Here is a 19,138-nt window from a genome sequence, read left to right on the forward strand (position 1 = left end):
CATTGACGCCAGACCAGATTAAGACCACTTTGCACAAAACATTCATAAGCTTCTGAATTTATTGATTATTTTTTTAGCCCACCCATACCGCGCTTACACTTCCTTACGCAGGCTTTTGCCGTGCCTGTGGTGCTGCCGGATTCGCTTAGAAAATCATGCAAATCCTTACAATTCATTACAGAGCCGTGTGCCCCGGCTGCAACACCAGCGGGCCGATCTTGCGGGCGAAGGGCCAGCCCTGGCGTTCGTCGGTATCCAGTTCCCAGTTGAAGGCGCCGCGCAGATCGGGGTGGCGGCGCTGCACTGCGCGCCAGGTGGCGGCCGCCTGCGCATCGCTCATGAAATTGGCGGCGCTGTTGATGCCGAAGCCGACCACCACATGCGACGCGCCCAGCAGCGCCACCCACTGGTCGACGTTGGCGATCACGTAATCGGGATCGGCCAGGTTGGGGCCGTCGTAGTACTGCGGCGCCGCGTAGTCGAGCGCGCCGGCACGCAGCATGTCGAGGCAGAAGCGCTGGTCGACGCTGTTCCACGGCGCCGGCGGCGCGCTGATGATGAAGCCGGGGAACAGGCGTTTGAGTTCGAGGCTGATCCAGATCATCTCGGCCGTGTCCGGGCGCTGCGCGGCCTGGAAGGTGTTCCAGTCCAGGCCATCGAAGCCGCCGAATTGCCGGTACAGCGCGACGATGCTGGCGATGAAGGCGCGCGACTTGGCGCGGTTGGGGAAGCTCATGCCGTTGCCATCGCCGCCGACCGACAGGATCACCTTGCGGCCCTGCACCTTGCGTGCGTATTGCAGGTCGTCGTTGAAGTGGCTGGCGGCACCACGACCGTCACCCGGCGGCGTCCAGTAAACCGCGCCGGTGGTGCCGGGAGGGCCGCCGACCGGGCGCGCCGCGAACAGGTAGACCACGCCGTAATGCGGATCAAGGTCGCGCAGCCGTGCCGGCGCGGTGTACCAAGCCGGATAGTAGCCCGCCAGTATCCGTGCCGGCGCGCCGCCCGCCGCTGGCTGGCCGATGCCGAGCAGCGACAGCAGGCCCGTGCCACCGGCAGCGCCAGCGGAACCGGAGAACAGTCCCGCAGCGTCAGGCACGCCGCTGGCAGCCACGCCGCCCAGCGTTGCCACGGCGACGACCAGCAGCGCGGCGACCGCGCCGGGCAGGCGCAGCTTCACGGCGCGCGCCGCACGTCCAGCATGGCGCGCGACAGCGAGAACGCGGCATCATCCTGATCCAGCGCCCACGACATCATGCCGGCCAGCCCACGCGTGCGCACGTACTCCGCCTTGTCGCGGATCACGCGCGGATCGTCGTAGGTCCAGAAAGTGCCGTTATCGAAGGTCCACAACTGCCGCGTCAGCGGATGGTAGAACGGTGTCAGCTTTTTGGCGGCGATGGTCGCGTACTGTTCGGCGCCCTCCTCGAAGCCGTGCGCCGGCCCGGTGGCGGGCTGGTACAAGCCATTGTTGGACGCGCCCACGCCACGCCAGCCGCGCGCATAAAACGGCACGCCCACCACGATCTTGTTAGCAGGCACACCCGCCTTGATGAAGCGCTGCACGCCGCTGTCGACGCTGCGCGGGCTGGCGTCGCCGCTGGCCGGATCGCTGTACAGATTGGACTGGAAGCCGGTCGGTCCCTTGGCGCTCCAGGCGCCGTGGAAGTCGTAGGTCATCAGGTTAATCCAGTCCAGCGAACGGCTGTAGGCCGCCGGATCGGTGTACTGCATCTTTTCATCGGTGCTGTTGACGGCCGACGTTAGCAGGTAGTGCTTGCCGCCGCCCAGCGCATCCAGCTGGCGGCGGAATTCTTCCAGCAGCAAGGTCAGGTTGGCCTTGTCGCCCGGTCCCGGATGTTCCCAGTCGAGGTCGATGCCATCGAACACGCCTGCTGCCGCGCCGGGGCCGCCATGCCCATCCAGCAGCGGCAGATTCCCGCGCAGGTACAGGTCGATGCACGACGCCACCAGCGCCTTGCGCGAAGCCGCCGTCGCCGCCCCTGCCGAGAACCAGCGCGACCACTCGCCGCCGCCCAACGCCACCAGCACCTTCAGCTGCGGATGGCGCTTCTTCAATTGCGCCAGTTGATGGAAGTTGCCCGCCAGTGGCTGGCCGGCGCGGTCGGCGCTGCCGTCCACCGACTCATCGGCGGCAAAGCGGCGCGCGTAATCGTAGGTCGCGTACATGCCGGCGCCCTGCCCCGCATCCGGCGCGTCGCGGCCGCTGTCGCAGCGGTAGCCGCCGTCCGGCATCTTGTAGACGTTTTCAAACGCGTACACCAGATAAGTGAAACCGGCCGCCGCGCCCGACTGGTCGAACTGCTTGAGCCGGAATTCCTTTTCCACACTCCACGCGGTGAAGTAGGAGCCGACCTGGCCCTCCGCCGCAACCGCGCCGCCGGCCGCCGTCAACAGGGCCGCAGCGGCGGCCCAGCAGGATAAACGTGTACGCATATGATCCTCAGAGTTTGATGTAGATTTTGCGGAGATCCATCAGATAAGCCACCAGCCAGCAGGCCAGCATGTAGGCCAGCGCAAACAGCAGCGACGCCGGCAGCGGCTCGGCCCAGGACAGGAACAAGGTCTGGTACAGCCAGCGGTACAGCATCACGCCGCCCACCTGCACGCGCGCCAGCACGATCACCATCACATCGGCCAGCAGGTAGATGAACAGCGTGTTCTTGCCGAACACTTCGAAGAAGTACAGGCCGAAGCGCAGGCCGGCGATGTCGATCAGCCACACCAGCGCGGCCAATATCAGCAAATCCCAGCCCACCGTGCAAGCGACAAAGGAGCTGGTCCAGATTTTCTTGTTGATCGGCAGCAGCCCATCCCAACCGATGGCCAGCAGCAGGCAGGCGACGCCAGCCGCCACCAGCGCCAGCAGCGCGCGCGGCGTGCGTCCGCGCCGTTGCAGCCACAACGCGGCGGCGTAACCGGCCAGCACGTTGACGATGGACGGCAAGGTACTCAGAATGCCCTCGGGATCGAAGGCCACGCCCTCGCCGTGGTACATATGCGGCGCACCAAGCAGCGCCAGGTCCAGCTTCAGCACCGCGTTGCCGGTCAACGTGTAGTCGCCGAACTGATACAGCAGCCACCAGTAGCCCAGCAACGCCGCGACGCTGAACGCCAGCGCGCCACGCAGCCCGCCATAGCGCACGATCAGCGCGGCGCAGAAGTAGCACAGGCCGATGCGCTGCAACACGCCCATGATGCGGGTGGCGGCAATCGGCGACAGCGTAAATTCCGGCGTGAAGAACGGGAACCAGTACAGCAGATAGCCCAGCAGGAAAATCAGGCCGCCGCGCTTGGCGACGGTGCGCAGGAAATACGCCTCGTCGCGGCCCTCGAATTTCTTCATGCTCAGGCACATGGCGCCGCCGACCACGAACAGGAAGGATGGGAACACCAGGTCGGTCAGCGTGAAGCCGTGCCACACGGCGTGTTCCAGCGGTGCGTAGCTGGCTTCGCCGCCAGGCGTGTTCACCACGATCATCAGGGCCAATGTCAGGCCGCGGAAAACGTCCAGCGCCAGGTTGCGGGAGGAAGCAGTTGTCGACATCTCAGAGTTTCAGTTTGATGTTGTATTGGTTCAGGACCGTCACCAGCGCCACCATGACGGCGGCGAACAGCAGGGAGAAAGCGATGGCGGCGCCGCCGTGCATCAGCACCGGCCACCATTGCCAATGCAGGTAATGCATCAGCGTCACCAGCGCCACCGGCAGCAGATAGGTGACCAGCGGATTGGCGGCGGCCGGTTGCACCAGCGCGGTCCAGCGCGTGACGCCGCGCAGTTCGATCAGCCAGTACAGCAGCGTGAACAGCGCGCTGCACAGCGCCGCGCAGTACAAGGCCCACGGTGGCGTGGCGCCGATCTTGGAGATGGGATAAAAACGATGCAGCAGCCACGCGGCCAGCGCCAGCAACACCGCCAGCGCGAGGCCCGCCGGCAAGCGGCGACCGGCACGGCCGCCATCGAAAAACAGCAGCACGCAGATGGCGCCGCACAGCACAATGGAGGTGTGGGTGGCATGCATGGCGATCACGCCATTGCCGCCGCATGCGGCGCTGACCATGAACCACGCCACACAAGCGGCGGTGGCCAGCGCCAGCAGCGCCAGCCGCCCGCGTCCGCCCAGGTACACCAGGCTGGCGACCAGATATGCCCAACCGATGCAGCCGAGGATGCCCCACCACGCCGTCGCCATCCAGCCCTGGCCGTCGGCGCCACTGCGGTAGACCAGCGCCAGCGCCACGATCACCAGCGCGCCTGCCACGCGCAGCCAGCGGCCGCCCGGCCCCCATGCCATCAGCACGGCCGCATAAAAGCACAGCGCCCACAGGCTGATCGACATGCCCATGGCGGCTTCGTTATAGCCCTCCTCCGTGTTCACCATGAACAGGCCAATCACAATCAGCCCGAACGCCCGCGTGAGCACCTGCCACACCGTCTGCCGCATGCCGCCTTCGACCGCCAGCCGATGATTCAGGCTGAACGGAATCGACATGCCGACCACGAACAGGAACGCCGGGAACACCACATCCGCCAGGCTCATGCCGTCGACGTTGGCGGCGAAATGCTGCAAGCCATACGGCACGCCATCCGCCCCGGCCAGGCAATTCACGAACAGCATCACGACAAAGGTCAGGCCGCGCATCGCGTCGATGGCAATGATGCGTTGGCGAGGCAGCACAGGCAGGGCTACGGACATAGGCAAGTTCATCTTGTGATCGGGACGGATCAGACACTATCACGCGCGCAACGGCCGCCGCAACGCCGTCACCGAAAAGCACTAAGCCTTTGATTACAATGAATATTCAGCTATTTTGCAGGTGACGGCGCTTACGCTTCTTTACACAAGCGGCCCGCACGCCCCAAGAATGTGTGCACCGCCCCGCCGCGCACTCACAATTCATTACGAATCAGTGGCGGCCGGCAGCGTGATCGTGGCCAGCAAGCCACCTTGCGCGTGGTTTTCCAGCAGCAGCCGGCCGTCATGCGCTTCGACGATGCCGCGCGTGATGCTCAGCCCCAGCCCGAGTCCACCGGCGTTCTGCGCCCGTCCATGCTCCAGCCGCACATGCGGTTCGGCCAGCCGCGCCAGGTCTTCCGGCGGCACGCCAGGGCCATGGTCGCGGATGCGGATGCACACCATGTCGTCGCAGCGCTCGGTGGCGATGCTGGCGCGGCCGCCGTAAAACAGCGCGTTGTCCAGCAGGTTGCCGATGGCGCGTTTCAGCGCCAGCGGCCGCGCCTGCACCGCCAGCCCGGCCGGCGTGAAGGCGATCTCGTGCCCGGCCAGCTGGGCGCCGCGCAACATGCGGCCGATCAGCGCGTCCAGTCGCACGGCGGTGACGTTTTCGTGAATGTCGCTGTCCTTCACGGTTTGCAGCGCGCCCTTGACCATCATGTCCAGGTCGTCCAAGTCGTCGTGGAATTCCTCGCGCACGGCGTCGTCATCCAGCAGTTCCGAGCGCAGCTTGAGGCGGGTGATCGGCGTGCGCAGATCGTGCGAGATCGAGATGAACAGCCGCTCGCGGTCCTCGACATAGCGCTGCAACTGCGCCTGCGCCTGTTCCAGCGCATCCTTCTGCTGCTGCACTTCGGCGGTGCGGGCGCGCACTTCCACTTCCAGCTGGCGCCGCCGGCGTCGGTGCATGCGCGCGCGGATGCGGTCCGCGCTCCAGATCAGCAGCGCCAGCGTCAGCAGGCAGGCCAGCCGGAACCACCAGCGCTGCCAGAACGGCGGCGCGATCTCGAAGCCCAGCGGCGGCGAAGGCTGGCCCCAGACCCCGTCTTTGTTGGCGGCCAGCACCTGGAATTGGTAGTGACCCGGATCGAGATTGGTGTAGGTGGCCACGCGCTTGCTGGCATCGCTCGGTATCCAGTCGGCGTCGTAGCCCAGCAGGCGATAGCGGAACTGGTTGCGCGCGGGATCGGCGTAATGCAGCGCGGCGAATTCGAAGGTCAGCGCGGCGGCGTCCGGCGGCAGCCGCAGGGCGGCGTCGGTGCGCAGCGGCTGCCCGCCGGCCCGCATCGACGTCACCACCGCCGCCGGCGCGTACGGGTTGTCGCGGATAGCGGACGGGTGGAAGGCGGTCAGGCCGTTGACGCCGCCAAAATACATGGTGCCGTCCGGCTCGCGCCAGGCCGAGCCGGAAAAATAATAGCCCTCGATCATGCCGTCGCGCGCCGAGTAATTCTTGAAGCGGCCCGTTGCGATATCCATGCGCGAGATGCCGGTGGCGGTGCTGAGCCACAAGCGGCCGTCGTCGTCCTGCAGGATGGCGCCGATGGAGTCGTCGGCCAGGCCGTCGCGCGCGGCGTAGCGGCGGAAGCGGATGACGCCGCCGGCGTCCTCCATCACCCGGTTCAGGCCGCCGTTGGTGCCGACCCACAGCGTGCCGTCGCGGTCGAGGAACAGCGCCTGCACGCGGTCGCTGCTGAGGCTGCTCAGATCGGCCGCATCGTGGTGGAAGTGGCGGAAGCCGGCGCCGTCCGCTTTCAGCAGATTGAGGCCGTTGTCGGTGGCGACCCAGATACGGCCTTGCGCATCCTGCGCCGTCATGCGCACCCAGTCGTCGCTGAGGCTGGCGGCGTCGCGGGCGTCGTGACGGTAGCTGCGGTCGGGCGCGCCGGTGGCGTCGATACGGTGCAGGCCGCCACGGCTGCCGATCCACAGGTTGCCGGCGCGGTCGCCGGCGATGTGGGTGATCGAGCCACTGTTCGGATCGGGGCTGGCGAAGCTGTGGGCGGCGTAGCGGCCGGTCTCGGGATCGAATCGGCCCAGCTCGGCGCTGCTGCCGAGCCAGGTCACGCCCTTGGCGTCGCGGTACACCGCCAGCACCAGTTCCTTGTTGAGCATGTGGCGGTCGAGCCGGGCGTCGCCGCGCAGCCGCGTGATTTTGCCAGTGACGGGGTCGAGCCGGTCGATGCCGCCCAGGCCGGCCAGCAGCAGCCCGCCCCTGCCGTCGCCGCTGATGCCGTAGATGCGGTTGTCGTGCAGGGTTTCCGGGTCGCCGGGAATGTGGAAGTAGCGGCTGAAGCCGCCGCTGGCGAGGTCGGCGCGGCGGGCGCCGGCGGTCCAGGTGCCGACCCACAAGGTGCCGCAGTGATCCTGGAACAGGCTGGACACTTCGTTGCCGGCGGCCTGGTGCGGATCGGCCGGAATCGCGATGAAGCGCCGCCGCTGCTCGTCCCAGCGGTGCAGGCCGTTGGTGTTGGTGCCCAGCCAGAGGGTGTTGTCGCGGTCCTGCAGCAGCGCCGTCACCAGGCCCGGCGCCAGGCCGTCGGCCGGACCGAATCCATGGCGCGGCCGGCCCGGCACGCCCAGCTGCCAGCTGACCAGGCCGTCCATCGTTACCAGCCACAGCGTTTGATGCTGGTCGATGCGCAACTGCTGCACCTCGTTCATCGCCGCGCTCGGCCGCGCTGGCGTGTCGACGCGGAAGTGCTCGAAAGCGCGGCCGCCGGCCGGCAGCCGGTCCAGCCCTTGCTTGAGGCCGACCCACAGCGCGCCTTCGGCGTCCAGCGCCAGCGCGTTGACCTGGTTGTTGGCCAGGCTGGCGCTGTCGGCCGGATCGTGGCGCAGCACGCTGTACTGGCCGGATTCGGGATTGAAGTGGTGCACGCCATCGGCGGTGCCCAACCATAGTTGGCCGTAGCCGTCGCTGATGATGGCCTGCACCTGCTGCTTGCCGGCGGCACCGCCGTAACGGGTGAAATCGCCGCTGGCCGGATCGAAGCGCTGCAAGCCGCCGCGCGTGCCGACCCACAGCCGGTTCTTTTTATCGACGTGCAGCACCTGCACCCAGTTGTCGGCCAGGCTGCGCGGATCGTTGGGAATGGTGCGGTAGACGGTGACGTGGTAACCGTCGTAGCGGCTCAGGCCGTGCTGGCTGCCGAACCACATATAGCCTGTCTGATCCTGCACGATGGCGGTGACGGTTTCCTGCGCCAGTCCATCCTTGACGCTGAGCTGCTCGAAGTTGAGGGTGGGCGGCAGCGCGGCCAGTGCGGCGGCCGGCAGCAGGCACAGCAGTGCGGCCACCAGCCAGGCCAGCAGGCCGCGACACGCCATCTCAGCGCTCAGGCTGGCGCGGCGCTGACATCGGCCGAGAACACATAGCCGGCGCCGCGCACCGTCTTGATCAGCGCCGGCTGCTTGCCGTCGTCATTGAGGCGCAGGCGCAGTTTGCTGATCTGCACATCCAACGAACGGTCCAGCGGGCCGGCATCGCGGCCGCGCGTTTGTTCGCACAACATGCCGCGATCGAGAATATCGCCCGGATGTTCGACAAAATATTTGAGCAGCTGGTAATCCAGCCCGGTCAGCGGCACCAGCGCGCCGGCGGCGTCGGTCACGGTGCGCTCCAGCAGGTCCAGCGTGAAGCCGACAAAGCGGTAGTAGCGCGGCGCCGCCTGCGCCTCCAGCCCGGCACGCCGGTGGATGGCCTTGATGCGCGCCAGCAGTTCGCGCGGGCTGTAGGGCTTGGCGATATAGTCGTCCGCGCCCAGTTCCAGGCCGACGATGCGGTCGGCTTCGTCGGAACTGGCTGTCAGCATGATGACCGGCACGTTGGAGCGCCGCCGCACCACCTTGCACAGCGCGAAGCCGTCGGTATCGGGCAGCATCACATCCAGGATCACCAGCGACAGCTGATCGGCCTGGCGCGAAAACTCGTTCTGGAAATTGAGGCCGTCCTGCGCCAGCGTCACCTCGTATTGGTGCTTCTCCAGATAAGTCTTCAGCAGGACGCCAGCCTTGTGGTCGTCCTCGGCTATCAATATCTTGCGCATGCGGCTTCCTGTGGGCTAAGGCAGGTGGGATCGAGCTTTTAGTATAACCACAACATGGCAAAAAGAAAAAGCCAGCGCCCGGCGGGGCGCTGGCCCGAAAAGAACCACATCGCCGACGGGAGGGAAATGTGATCCAGCGAAGAAATTCTAGCACCGCGCGTGACGGCGGGCAGACGCCGCCGGAAACGCGCAAGTGCTTGAATTTACGGGCGCCGTTGCTGGCGGCATTACATTTCCTTACCGGCGCGGCGGCGGCCGGGGCGACGCCGGGCGCGACGGCGTGCGCGGGGCAATGCTTTCTAAGGAAAGCTTACAAAACTTAACAAAAATATCGACGCTTGTTGCGTGGCCGTCACGCTAGGCCGACTTGGTACGCACCAGATCGAGCCAGGCGCGCGCGGCGAACGACAGATGGCCGCCACGCCGCCACGCCAGCATCAGGTTCCAGTCCAGCGCCGGCTCTTCCAGCCGGGCGATGGTGAAGCGGTCCTGCTCCAGCGTGTCGCAGAATACCTTGGGCAGCAGCGTGATGCCCACGCCCAGCCGCACCAGCGAGGCGACGAAGTCCCACTGCCCGCTGCGGCTGGAGATGCGCGGCGTGAAGCCGGCGCGCAGGCAAGCGTCGGCGATGACTTCATTCAGCGCGAAGCCCTCGCCGTAAAAGATGAAGGCGCTGTCGGCCAGCTCGCGCAGCTTGACGCGCTTGCGGCCGTGCCAGGCCGAGTCTTTCGGCGCCAGCAAACACATGGGCGAGCGCACCAGCGGGAAGGAATCGAACTCCTGCCAGATCGCCTGCTTGGCGGCGTGGTCGAGCAAGGTGCCCATCTCCAGCACGCCGCTGCGCAGGTCTTCTTCGATGCCGTGCGAGCCGCCTTCAAACAGTTTCAGTTCAATCTGCGGGTAGCGCTTGTGATAGGCCGCCAGCAGCGGCGCCAATGATCCATGCGCCTGCTGGGTGACGCCGATGCGTAAATCGCCGCGCTGCAGCTGCTGCAAGTCCTGCAATTCGACCGCCATTTCCTCGTGCATGGCCAGCAGCGCGCGGCCGCGTTGCAGCACCACGTTGCCAGCATCGGTCAGCGTGAAGCGCTTGCCGACGCGTTCCAGCAGCGTCAGGTCCAGCGTCTGTTCCAGTTGCTGGATCATCTTGCTGACGGTGGGCTGGGTGACGTGCAGACGTTCCGCCGCGCGGCTAAAGCTTTGCTGGTCGACCACGGCGACGAAATAGCGCAGCGCGCGGATATCCATGAACTATTCCAATTCAGAATGATTTTCATAATTTTAATTCATTTTATCTTTCATGCGGCGACGCCTAGAATGGCAACATGAAACGTATTGTCTACACATTGCTGCAGGTGCTCGGGTTGATCGTCGCCTGGTATGCCGCCGACCGCGCGTCGGCCTGGCTGGGACTGCCATTCTCCGGCGGCGTGGTCGGGCTGATCGTCATGGTCGGCCTGCTGCAGAGCGGCGTGGTGCGCCCGTCCGTGATCGAGCATGGCGCCGACTGGTTGTTGTCCAATATGCTGCTGTTCTTCGTGCCGCTGGTGGTGTCGGTGGTGCAGTTCACCGGGCTGCTGGAAGCCGAAGGTCTGCGCCTGTTCGCCGCCATCGGTATCGGCTTTACCTGCGTGCTGCTGGCGACCGCCTTCACGGTGGAGTGGGTGTGCCGCTTTGAACGCGGGCGGCAGCTGCGCCAGTTGCGCCAACTGCGCAGCCTGCGCGCGGCAAAGGCGCTGGTATGAAACCGCTGCTCTTCCTGCTGCTGACGCTCGTGCTGTTTTACGCGAATCAGGCGCTGCACAAGCGCTATCCGCGCGTGTGGCTGACGCCCGCCATCGCCACGTCGGCGGTGCTGATCGCGGTGGTGCAGTTGTCGGCCACGCCGTTCCCGGTGTACTTTGACGACACGCGCTGGCTGTCGTGGCTACTCGGCCCGGCCACGGTGGCGTTTGCGCTGCCGATCTATCAGTATCGCGATCTGGTCAAGCGCCACTGGCTGGCACTGTCGCTGGGCAGCGTGGCCGGCATCGCGGCATCGCTGGGCAGCACGCTGCTGCTGGATCGTTTGCTTGGTCTGCACGGCAGCATGGCGCAAAGCCTGCTGGCGCGCTCGGTGTCGACGCCATTTGCGCTGGAAGCCACGCGCCATCTGGGCGGCTCGGCGCAACTGACTGGCGTGTTTGTGATTATCACCGGCTTGTTCGGCGTGCTGCTGGGCCAAGTGCTGCTGGCGCGTCTGCCGCTGCGGATGCGGATTGCACGCGGTGCGCCGTTTGGCGCTGCGGCCCACGGCTTCGGCTTGAGCAAGGCGCGCAGCATCGGCGCGCAGGAAGGCGCGGTCGCTAGCCTGACCATGATCTTCAGCGGTGTGCTGATGGTGCTGCTGGCGCCACTGCTGGGGCACATCCTTACCAGTGCATGATGGCGCGTACCTGCGGCAGCAGGTCGTTGGTGATGCTGATGTGCTGTTCGCGCGTGGGGTGGGCGTCGTCGGCGTCGCCTGGATAGTGGGTGGAGGCGATGGCGTGCAGGCGTGGATCGGCCACGCGCTGGATGGTATCGGCGATGTAGCTGTGCAGCGCGGCCTGTTTTTCATCGTGCAGGATGCTGCCTTCGGTGAGCATGATCTGCGCTTGTGAATGGTCTTGCAGCAGTGTGCGTACCAGTGACACGTAGGCTTGCACGTAGGGCTCGCGCTCCGGTATGCCGACCGTCATGTCATTGGTGCCGATGGCGACGATGATGGCGTCTGGCCGGTAGTTGCGCTGGTCCCATGGCACGGACTGTGGTTGCGTCGGCAGCGCCATGCCGTAGTAGTCGGCCAAATTCATTTCGTTGGTTTTGCCTTCCCAGGTGCGGATCAGGCCACGGCCGCCGTAGCACACCAGTTGTACCTGGGCGTTGAGACGGCGGGCCAGCAGCATGCCGTAGGATTCACGCGGGCTGCCCCAGGCGGCACCGCGCTCTGTCGACGCGCGGTCTATCGAGGCGCCGCAGGTGACGGAGTCGCCCAGTATCGCCAGCTTGCGGGCAGGCAGCGCGGGCGGCGCGCGCCATGTGCCGTCTGTGTCGAAGCTTAGCAGCGTGGCGTTGCCCTGCCAGGTCTCGGAGCGGTTGACGATTTCCACGCCGTGCGGCCCGCGCGCCAGCCCCTCCGCCAGCACCACGCTCGCGCGGCCGACGGCCAAACGTAGCTTGCGCGCGATGCCGTCCACCACCACATCCAGGAAGCTATCCTTGCCGCTGGCGTCGAACGTCGCCGCCAGGCGGGTGCCGTCGAAGTTGACGAAGAAGCTCACGCCCGGATAGCTGAAGCGCAGCCCGCCGTCCGCCGCCGGCGCGGTGCGGCCCTCAACGACAACGCGGGGATCGCTCGCAACGACGGTCGCTGCAAGCGGCGCTGCGGCGGCAGTGCCGACCACACTGGTCGCGACAGCTGGTGACGCCGACAGGGTCGCCGCCAGCATCGCGGCGAATAACGCGATGGCGCGCAATCGCATCGCTTACTCCATCAGCTTGCGGACGTCCGGCAGCATAGCGTCTGCCCAGATTTGATAGCCCTTGGCGGTCGGATGCAGGAAATCGCCCATCACCTCGGCCGACATGTCGCCGTTGGACTGCAGGAAGTGCAAGCCGTAGTCCTGATAGAACACGTGCTGACCATCATTCAGTCCCGCCACCAGCCGGTTCAACGCCACCACCTTCTGACGCTGCGGGCTTTGCGGGGACTGGCCATACGGCAGAATCGCGTTCAGCAGAATGCGCGTATCGGGATACAGTTTGCGCAGCTGCGCCACCACCAGCTTGACGCCGCTGAACGCCTGCTCCGGCGTGGCATCGCAGAAGCCGAAGTTGTTCACGCCGATGGTCAGCACCACTAGCTTCGGATGCAGCTTGTCCGCATGACCGTTCTGCAGGCGCCACAACACATTGCCGGTATGGTCGCCGCCGATGCCGAAATTGGCCGTCTTCCAGGCGCCAAACGAGCGCGTGAAGATCTCCTGATTCCAGCCTTCGGTAATCGAATCGCCGACGAACAGCAGATCCACGCCGCCTTTGTCGGCCACCGCCACATCCTCATTGAACATCTGCTGCCAGCGCTCGCGCGACATCCACGGATAGTCGCGCTGACGCGGCGCCGGCGTTACGCTGCACGCACCGCCATCGAGCGCGACTGCCTGCCCGGCCGCACCCGCTGCCCCCGCCGCACCGGCCGCCGCCTGCCCGGCCGCCCGCCCCGCCTGGCCGTCGCTGGCGGCGGCGGTCAGGCGCAGCACCAGCGCGCTGTGCGGCGCCAGCTTCGCCTCAAGCTTCGCGCCCGTATCGCCAGCCTTGCCGCTCCAGGCATCGCGCCACTTGTAGACCGCAGTGCGCGCATCCAGCGTACGCTTGCTGACATCATCATTGATCTCGTGCGCCTTCCAGTCATAGTTCAACGTCGCCGCCTGCTCACCGCGATTCAGCACCAGCACCGCCCACTCGCCATTCGCCATAGGCCGCGCCCAGTACTGCAGCTTGCCCTCATCGAGGAACTTCCAAGCCTGAATGCCCAGCTTATCCTGGCTGATCGCAATCACATCCTTGTTGGTCAAAATGCGACGTGTGGACTCCGGCATGCTGCGCAAGTCATTACCCAGAATCAGCGGCGACGCCAGCATCGCCCACAGCGCAAAATGCGCGCGGTCTTCATCCTCGGTCATGCCATTGCCGACTTCCAGCATGTCCATATCGTTCCAGTGCCCCGGCCCCGAGTATTTGCGCAAGCCGGTCTGCCGGTCCAGAATCCGCATCACGCCATAACGCGCAAACGAATCGTGACTCAGCTCGCAATCCCAGCACGGATAAATATCGCCAGTGGTGCGCCACGAATGGCCGATATCCTTGGCCCACTCCCACGGCTTGTTATCGCCCCACTCGCACATGCTGAACAACATCGGCCGGCCAGCGGCCTGGATCGCATCGCGCATGGTGGTGTAAGCGCCGACCGCGCTCAAGCCCTTGCTATCGCACCAGTCGTACTTCACATAATCGATGCCCCAGGCGGCATAGGTTTTGGCATCCTGATACTCATGCCCACGACTGCCGGGACGGCCGCCGCAAGTGGTGGCGCCGACATCGGAATAGATGCCCAGCTTCAGCCCTTTGCTGTGCACATAATCCGCCAGCGCCTTGGTCCCGGACGGGAAGCGCTGAGGGTCGGCCTGAATGAAACCATTGGCATCGCGCGCGCCATGCCAGCAATCGTCGATATTGACGTACTGGTAGCCGGCATCCTTCAATCCCAGCTTGACCATGGAATCCGCCGTATCGCGGATCAGCTTTTCGTTGATATCGCAAGCGAACGAGTTCCAGCTGTTCCAGCCCATTTGCGGCGTTTCGGCCAGGCCGTCAAACTTCTGCGCGTAGGCGCTGGCAGAGACTGCCGCCAGCAGCAGTGGCAACAGGCGCTTCATCGTTTGATCGCGTGCAGTTTGTCGGCGTACTCCTTGATCAGCAACAGCGAGCTGACGTCGGAATCGAATACCGAATACAAGCCCTGCTCTTCCTGTGGCGGATCGCCGACGAAGTCATTACCCGGCTTCCACCAGTAATCCGCATTGGCCGCGCGGCCAGCGCCACCCCAGGCCCAGAAGTTAAAGCCGGCGATAGGATCGCCCTTGGCGGCGCGGGTGTAGACGATGTCGAACACTTCGCGATAGAAGCGGTCTCGGATCTTGGTGGTGGCCTTGATGCTGAACGACGGGCCGTCGCGGTCCAGGCCAAATTCCTCCAGCACGATAGGCTTGCCCAGTTTCTTGGCCAACTCGATGTGCGAATTCAGATAGTCGCGGCTCTTGGTAATGGCGTTGTCCCAGGTGCCGCTTGGGTTGTTGGAATCGAACCAGCTCCAGTTCTTCGGCCACAGGTGATAAGTCAGATAGTCGATATTTTTGGTGCGGTGCGCGTCCAGGTAAAGCTGCGCATCCTGCGCCGAACCGGCCAGACCTTCGCTGCCGCTGCTGACCAGGTGGTTCTTGTCCAGGCTATGGATATAGCCCGCCGTTTCGTCCACCCACTTGACGTAGACCGCCTTCTCTTCCGGCGTCGATTTGCTGTTGCCAGGACGCGGCTCGTTGGCCAGTTGCCAGGACAGGATATGCGTGTCCTCGATGTACGGTTTGCCGGTAATGGTGTTCACGCGCTTGACGATTTTGGCGATGACGTTGCGGTACTCTGCCTGCGCGGCGGCGTTGCGATAGAAGCCCGCCGTTTTCTGCATATAGGTCTCGTAGTCCTTGGTCACGTTCGGGTCCAGCGCCGGCGTGCCTTCGAACCAGTTCAGGTACTGCGTCATGCCGCCCGACCACTGCCAGAAGTTGTTCAGGTAAAGCACCACCGTCATGTCGCGCTTGGCCACTTCGGCCATCAGGAAGTCCAGGCCGGCCAGCAGTTCTTCGTCGTACTGGCCAGGCGCGTTGGTGGTGGCGGGACGCACCGCGCTCTTCATCTCGGTTTTCTCCGACACCGCCAGCACGCGCAGGTTGTTGATGCCCAGCGCCTTCATGTTGTCCAGCTCTTTCAGCAGACGCGCGCGCTCGCCCACGCCGCTGGCCGCGCCCAGATAGCCGCCGTACCAGAAGTTGGCGCCGACGATGTAATACGCGTGTCCCTTGCGCGCGAAGTGGGTGTTCTTGACGGTGACGAAATCGTTGTTGGCGGCCGGCGCGGCTTCGACCATGCCGCAGGCGCCGATCATCATCGCGGCGGCCCAGAATTTATGCAGTTGTTTCAAGTCTCGCTCCTTTTATTATTTACCCGCGACGTTCAATGTGCGTTGTAGCAGTTGGACGGTGACGCTGGTGGCTTTGCTATCCGCCGCGTCATGCGCCAGCAGGACTTTGTAGCCGCCCTTGGCGATGCGCCAGGTCTTGCTGGCGCTGTCGTAGGTGCCCAGCAGGCGCGGATCGACCGTCACGCTAAGCTGCTTGCTTTCGCCCGGCGCCAGTTCCACCTTGTCCCAGCCGGCCAGACGCTTGGGTGCTTCCCACTTCGCGTTCAGCGGCGCCACGTACAGCTGCGGCACGTCCTTGCCCTTCACCGCGCCGGTGTTGGTGATCTTGAAATTCACTGTCAGCTTGCCGTCCTTCTGGCTGGCCGCCAGGCCCGAGTATTCAAACTTGGTGTAAGACAGGCCGTGACCGAACGGGAACAGCGGCTTCAACCCCTTGAGGTCAAACCATTTGTAGCCGACTGCCGCGCCTTCATGATAATTGACTGTGAAGCGCACTGCCTCGTTCTTTGGATCGCCATCGAGTTTCGGCCGTGGCAGCTGGCTTTCCGATGCCGGGAACGTGGCTGGCAAGTGACCGGATGGATTCACTTCACCGAACAACACGCGCGCAATCGCCTCGCCGCCGCTGGTGCCGGAATACCAGGCTTGCAGGATGCCGGCGGTCTGGTCCACCCATGGCATCAGCACCGGACCGGAAGTCTCCAGTACCACCACGGTTTTCGGATTGGCCTTGGCCACCGCGCCGATCAGCGCATCCTGATTGCCGGGCAGCGCCAGCGACACCGCGTCCAGCGCCTCGCCCACCCATTGTTGGGCGAACACCAGCACCACGTCGGCATCGGCGGCTGCGCGCGCGGAGGCGGCCGGATCGCTGCCATCGTTGTAGACCACCTTGGCGCCAGGGGCGCGCGCCTGAATCGCCTTCAACGGCGACGATGGGTGATACACCACAGGTCCAGGCCACGAAGTCGGCGCGATGCCCGGCGCGGCGTTGCCGCCGATCGGGTACACCAGCGAGGAACCGCCACCGGCCAGCACGCCCACATCCGCATGCGCGCCGATGATGACGATCTTCTTCGCACCGGCCTTCAGCGGCAGCACATTGCCGGCGTTCTTCAGCAGCACCATGCCCTCCTCGGCGTCGGTGCGGCTGACCAGATTGTGCGCGGCGTAGTCGATCGTGCCGCCTTCCTTGACTGGATGATCGACCACGCCCTTGTCGAACATGGAGCGCAGCACGCGGAACACCATGTTATCCAGCCGCGCTTGCGACACGTGGCCATTGGTCACCGCCTCTTCCAGTGCGCCGCCGAAGTACTGCGACTTGTCGAACTCCCAGCCGGACTGCTGATCGAGGCCGGCATTGGCCGCTTCCACCGTGCTGTGGGTAGCGCCCCAGTCGGTCATCACATAGCCTTTGAAGCCCCAGTCTTTTTTCAGCACCTGGTTCAGCAGATAGTCATTCTCGCAGGCGTAGACACCGTTCAGGCGATTGTAGGAGCACATGACCGATCCGGGATCGGCCTGCTCCAGCAGCAGCTGGAACGCCAGCAGGTCGGAACTGCGGTTGCTGGCATCGTCCAGTCGCGCGTCCAGCACGAAGCGGCCGGTCTCCTGGTCGTTGACGGCGTAGTGCTTCATGGTGGCGATGACGTGATTGGACTGGATGCCCTTGACCTGCTGCGCCACCATGGTCCCAGCCAGCAGTGGATCTTCACCGGCGTATTCAAAGTTGCGGCCATTACGCGGCTCGCGCAGCAGGTTGACGCCACCGGCCAGCATGACGTTGAAGCCGGACGCGCGCGCCTCGGAACCGATCATGGCGCCGCCCTTGTAGGCCAATTCGCGGTCCCAGGTGGCGGTGGTGGCCAGGCCGGACGGCAGTGAGGTGCGCTCGCGCGGCGTCTTGCTGGCTTGCGTGGCGACGCCCAGGCCGGCGTCGGTCTCGAACAACGCTGGCAGACCGAGTCGCGGCACGCCTTCGATATAGCCGGCCGAGAAAGGTAGCGCGGCCGGATGCTTCTTGGTCTTGTTGCCGAAATCCGAACCGAAGTGGCCCAGCACGTACTTCAGCTTCTCTTCCTGCGTCATCGCCTTCAGCGCGAGTTCGGCACGCTGGTCGGCGCTCAGAGATTTATCCATCCACGGTTCCGCAGCGTGCGCCGAGAGCGCGGCCAGTGCGAGTGCTATCGCCAGTTTCAACTTCATACAGTCTCCTTGTTGTTATACATGCCAGCATACTTCAAGCCGAAATACAGGATGAACACATAGCAGGCGGCCGGCACGAAGAACGACCATTGCAGGCCGATGGTGTCCGCCAGCAGCCCTTGTGCGAACGGCACCAGCGCGCCGCCGACGATGGCCATGCACAGGATGCCCGACGCCTGGCCGGTCCGTTTTCCCAGCTTGTGCAGCGCCATGCTGAAAATGGTCGGGAACATGATGGAGTTGAACAGGCCGACGGCGATGATGGACCACATGGCCAGTGAGCCGTGGCCGAAGATCGCCAGCAGGATCAAGACAATCGATGCCGTCGCGTTGAAGGCCAGCGCCTTGCCCGGGCTGACGTAGCGCATTACGGCGAAGCCGATGAAGCGGCCGATCATGGCGCCGCCCCAGTAGTAGCTGACGTAATGCGCGGCGACGCCCGATGGCAGGCCGGCGATATTGGCTTCGCCGAGGAAGTTAACCAGGAAGCTGCCGATGCTGACCTCACCGCCGACGTACAGGAAGATGCCGATGGCGCCCAGCAGCAGATGACGGTGCGCCAGCACGCTGTCCGTTGGCGCGGCAGTCGGCGCCTCATCCGGAGCATGGCTGATCTTCGGCAGGCGCACCACGGCGAACAGCATCGCCAACGCCAGCAGCGCGCCGGCCAGCGCCAGATACGGGCCTTGCACGGCCGCCGCCTCCTCCGCCTTGGTGCGCACCACGCTGCTCACGCCCTCGGACAGAATCAGGATGCCGCCCAGCGATGGCGCGATGGTGGTACCCAGCGAATTGAACGCCTGCGTCAGCGTCAAACGGCTGGAAGCGGTGGCAGGTTCGCCCAGCACCGTCACATACGGATTGGCCGCCACCTGCAGAATGGTGATGCCGCTGGCCAGCACGAAGAACGCCAGCAGAAACAAGGCATAGCCGCTGGTGGAGGCAGGGAAGAACAGCGCGCAGCCGCCGGCGGCGATCACCAATCCGCTGACCGCACCGCGCTGGTAGCCAATGCGCTTGATCAGCATCCCGGCCGGCAGCGATACGATGAAGTAAGCGCCGAAGAAGCAGAACTGCACCAGCATGGCCTGCACGTAGCTCAGCGTATAGATCGATTTCAGGTGCGGGATCAGCACATCGTTCAAAGAGGTCAGCAGACCCCACATGAAGAACAGCAGCGTAATGATGATGAGCGGGACGGTGTTGCCGCCCTCCGCAGGCGCGTGCGGGCGCACGCTTGCCGATGCAACGTGTTCCATCGATGTCTCCTCGTATGGATGGTTTTTGTATTAGTGAAAAGATTCTGCATAGTTGGCGCGACCGGGTCAAACAACATGCGGAATTTGGTC

General features: G+C 64.8%; 14 protein-coding genes. 2 read left to right on the plus strand and 12 right to left on the minus strand.

The window, feature by feature from the left end:
- Positions 1 to 175 precede the first annotated feature (175 nt).
- The 7 genes from GJ699_RS03190 to GJ699_RS03220 all read right to left on the minus strand — a co-directional run bounded on the left by GJ699_RS03190 (position 176) and on the right by GJ699_RS03220 (position 10,054).
- Positions 176 to 1,180 (minus strand): hypothetical protein, encoded by a 1,005-nt coding sequence (locus GJ699_RS03190; protein WP_371867446.1) that lies wholly within the window; start codon positions 1,178 to 1,180, stop codon positions 176 to 178.
- Positions 1,177 to 2,457, minus strand: coding sequence for a glycoside hydrolase family 18 protein (locus tag GJ699_RS03195; RefSeq protein WP_154373062.1), 1,281 nt, complete (start codon positions 2,455 to 2,457; stop codon positions 1,177 to 1,179). The genes GJ699_RS03190 and GJ699_RS03195 overlap by 4 nt, the downstream gene beginning before the upstream one ends.
- A gap of 7 nt (positions 2,458 to 2,464) precedes the next feature.
- Positions 2,465 to 3,568, minus strand: a complete 1,104-nt coding sequence (locus GJ699_RS03200) for an acyltransferase family protein (protein ID WP_154373064.1) — start codon at positions 3,566 to 3,568, stop codon at positions 2,465 to 2,467.
- A gap of 1 nt (position 3,569) precedes the next feature.
- Complete coding sequence (locus GJ699_RS03205) at positions 3,570 to 4,718, minus strand: DUF5009 domain-containing protein (RefSeq protein ID WP_195763451.1); 1,149 nt, start codon at positions 4,716 to 4,718, stop codon at positions 3,570 to 3,572.
- Between the two features lie 204 nt (positions 4,719 to 4,922).
- Complete coding sequence (locus GJ699_RS03210) at positions 4,923 to 8,087, minus strand: sensor histidine kinase (protein WP_154373067.1); 3,165 nt, start codon at positions 8,085 to 8,087, stop codon at positions 4,923 to 4,925.
- Between the two features lie 8 nt (positions 8,088 to 8,095).
- On the minus strand, positions 8,096 to 8,806 hold the full coding sequence (locus GJ699_RS03215; protein WP_154373069.1) for a response regulator: 711 nt from the start codon (positions 8,804 to 8,806) through the stop codon (positions 8,096 to 8,098).
- A 357-nt stretch (positions 8,807 to 9,163) separates the two neighbouring features.
- Positions 9,164 to 10,054, minus strand: a complete 891-nt coding sequence (locus tag GJ699_RS03220) for a LysR substrate-binding domain-containing protein (RefSeq protein WP_154373071.1) — start codon at positions 10,052 to 10,054, stop codon at positions 9,164 to 9,166.
- A 77-nt stretch (positions 10,055 to 10,131) separates the two neighbouring features.
- On the opposite strand from GJ699_RS03220, the gene GJ699_RS03225 reads away from it, so the two are divergent.
- The gene (locus tag GJ699_RS03225; RefSeq protein ID WP_154373073.1) at positions 10,132 to 10,551 is read left to right on the plus strand and encodes a CidA/LrgA family protein; all 420 of its coding nucleotides are present in this window, start codon (positions 10,132 to 10,134) and stop codon (positions 10,549 to 10,551) included.
- Entirely contained in the window at positions 10,548 to 11,231 is a 684-nt protein-coding gene (locus tag GJ699_RS03230) for an LrgB family protein (protein WP_154373075.1), read from the plus strand. The genes GJ699_RS03225 and GJ699_RS03230 overlap by 4 nt, the downstream gene beginning before the upstream one ends.
- Here the strand turns inward: GJ699_RS03230 and axe2C are convergent.
- Genes axe2C through GJ699_RS03255 form a run of 5 tightly spaced genes read right to left on the minus strand, consistent with a single transcriptional unit; the run spans position 11,218 to position 19,048 of the window.
- On the minus strand, positions 11,218 to 12,309 hold the full coding sequence (gene axe2C / locus GJ699_RS03235; RefSeq protein ID WP_154373077.1) for a bifunctional acetylxylan esterase/glucomannan deacetylase AxeC2: 1,092 nt from the start codon (positions 12,307 to 12,309) through the stop codon (positions 11,218 to 11,220). The two genes, GJ699_RS03230 and axe2C, sit on opposite strands and share 14 nt — an antisense overlap.
- Positions 12,310 to 12,312: 3 nt before the next feature.
- Positions 12,313 to 14,262 (minus strand): GDSL-type esterase/lipase family protein, encoded by a 1,950-nt coding sequence (locus GJ699_RS03240; RefSeq protein ID WP_154373079.1) that lies wholly within the window; start codon positions 14,260 to 14,262, stop codon positions 12,313 to 12,315.
- Positions 14,259 to 15,581 (minus strand): glycoside hydrolase 5 family protein, encoded by a 1,323-nt coding sequence (locus GJ699_RS03245; RefSeq protein ID WP_229261934.1) that lies wholly within the window; start codon positions 15,579 to 15,581, stop codon positions 14,259 to 14,261. Before GJ699_RS03245 ends, GJ699_RS03240 begins: the two co-directional genes overlap by 4 nt.
- Positions 15,582 to 15,596: 15 nt before the next feature.
- Positions 15,597 to 17,789: a glycoside hydrolase family 3 C-terminal domain-containing protein gene (locus GJ699_RS03250; RefSeq protein WP_154373081.1), complete on the minus strand. Its 2,193-nt coding sequence runs from the start codon at positions 17,787 to 17,789 to the stop codon at positions 15,597 to 15,599.
- Complete coding sequence (locus tag GJ699_RS03255; RefSeq protein WP_154373083.1) at positions 17,786 to 19,048, minus strand: sugar MFS transporter; 1,263 nt, start codon at positions 19,046 to 19,048, stop codon at positions 17,786 to 17,788. The genes GJ699_RS03250 and GJ699_RS03255 overlap by 4 nt, the downstream gene beginning before the upstream one ends.
- Positions 19,049 to 19,138 lie beyond the last annotated feature (90 nt).

It is taken from the genome of Duganella guangzhouensis (assembly GCF_009674535.1).
In the GTDB taxonomy this organism is placed as follows: Bacteria; Pseudomonadota; Gammaproteobacteria; order Burkholderiales; family Burkholderiaceae_D; genus Rugamonas; species Rugamonas guangzhouensis.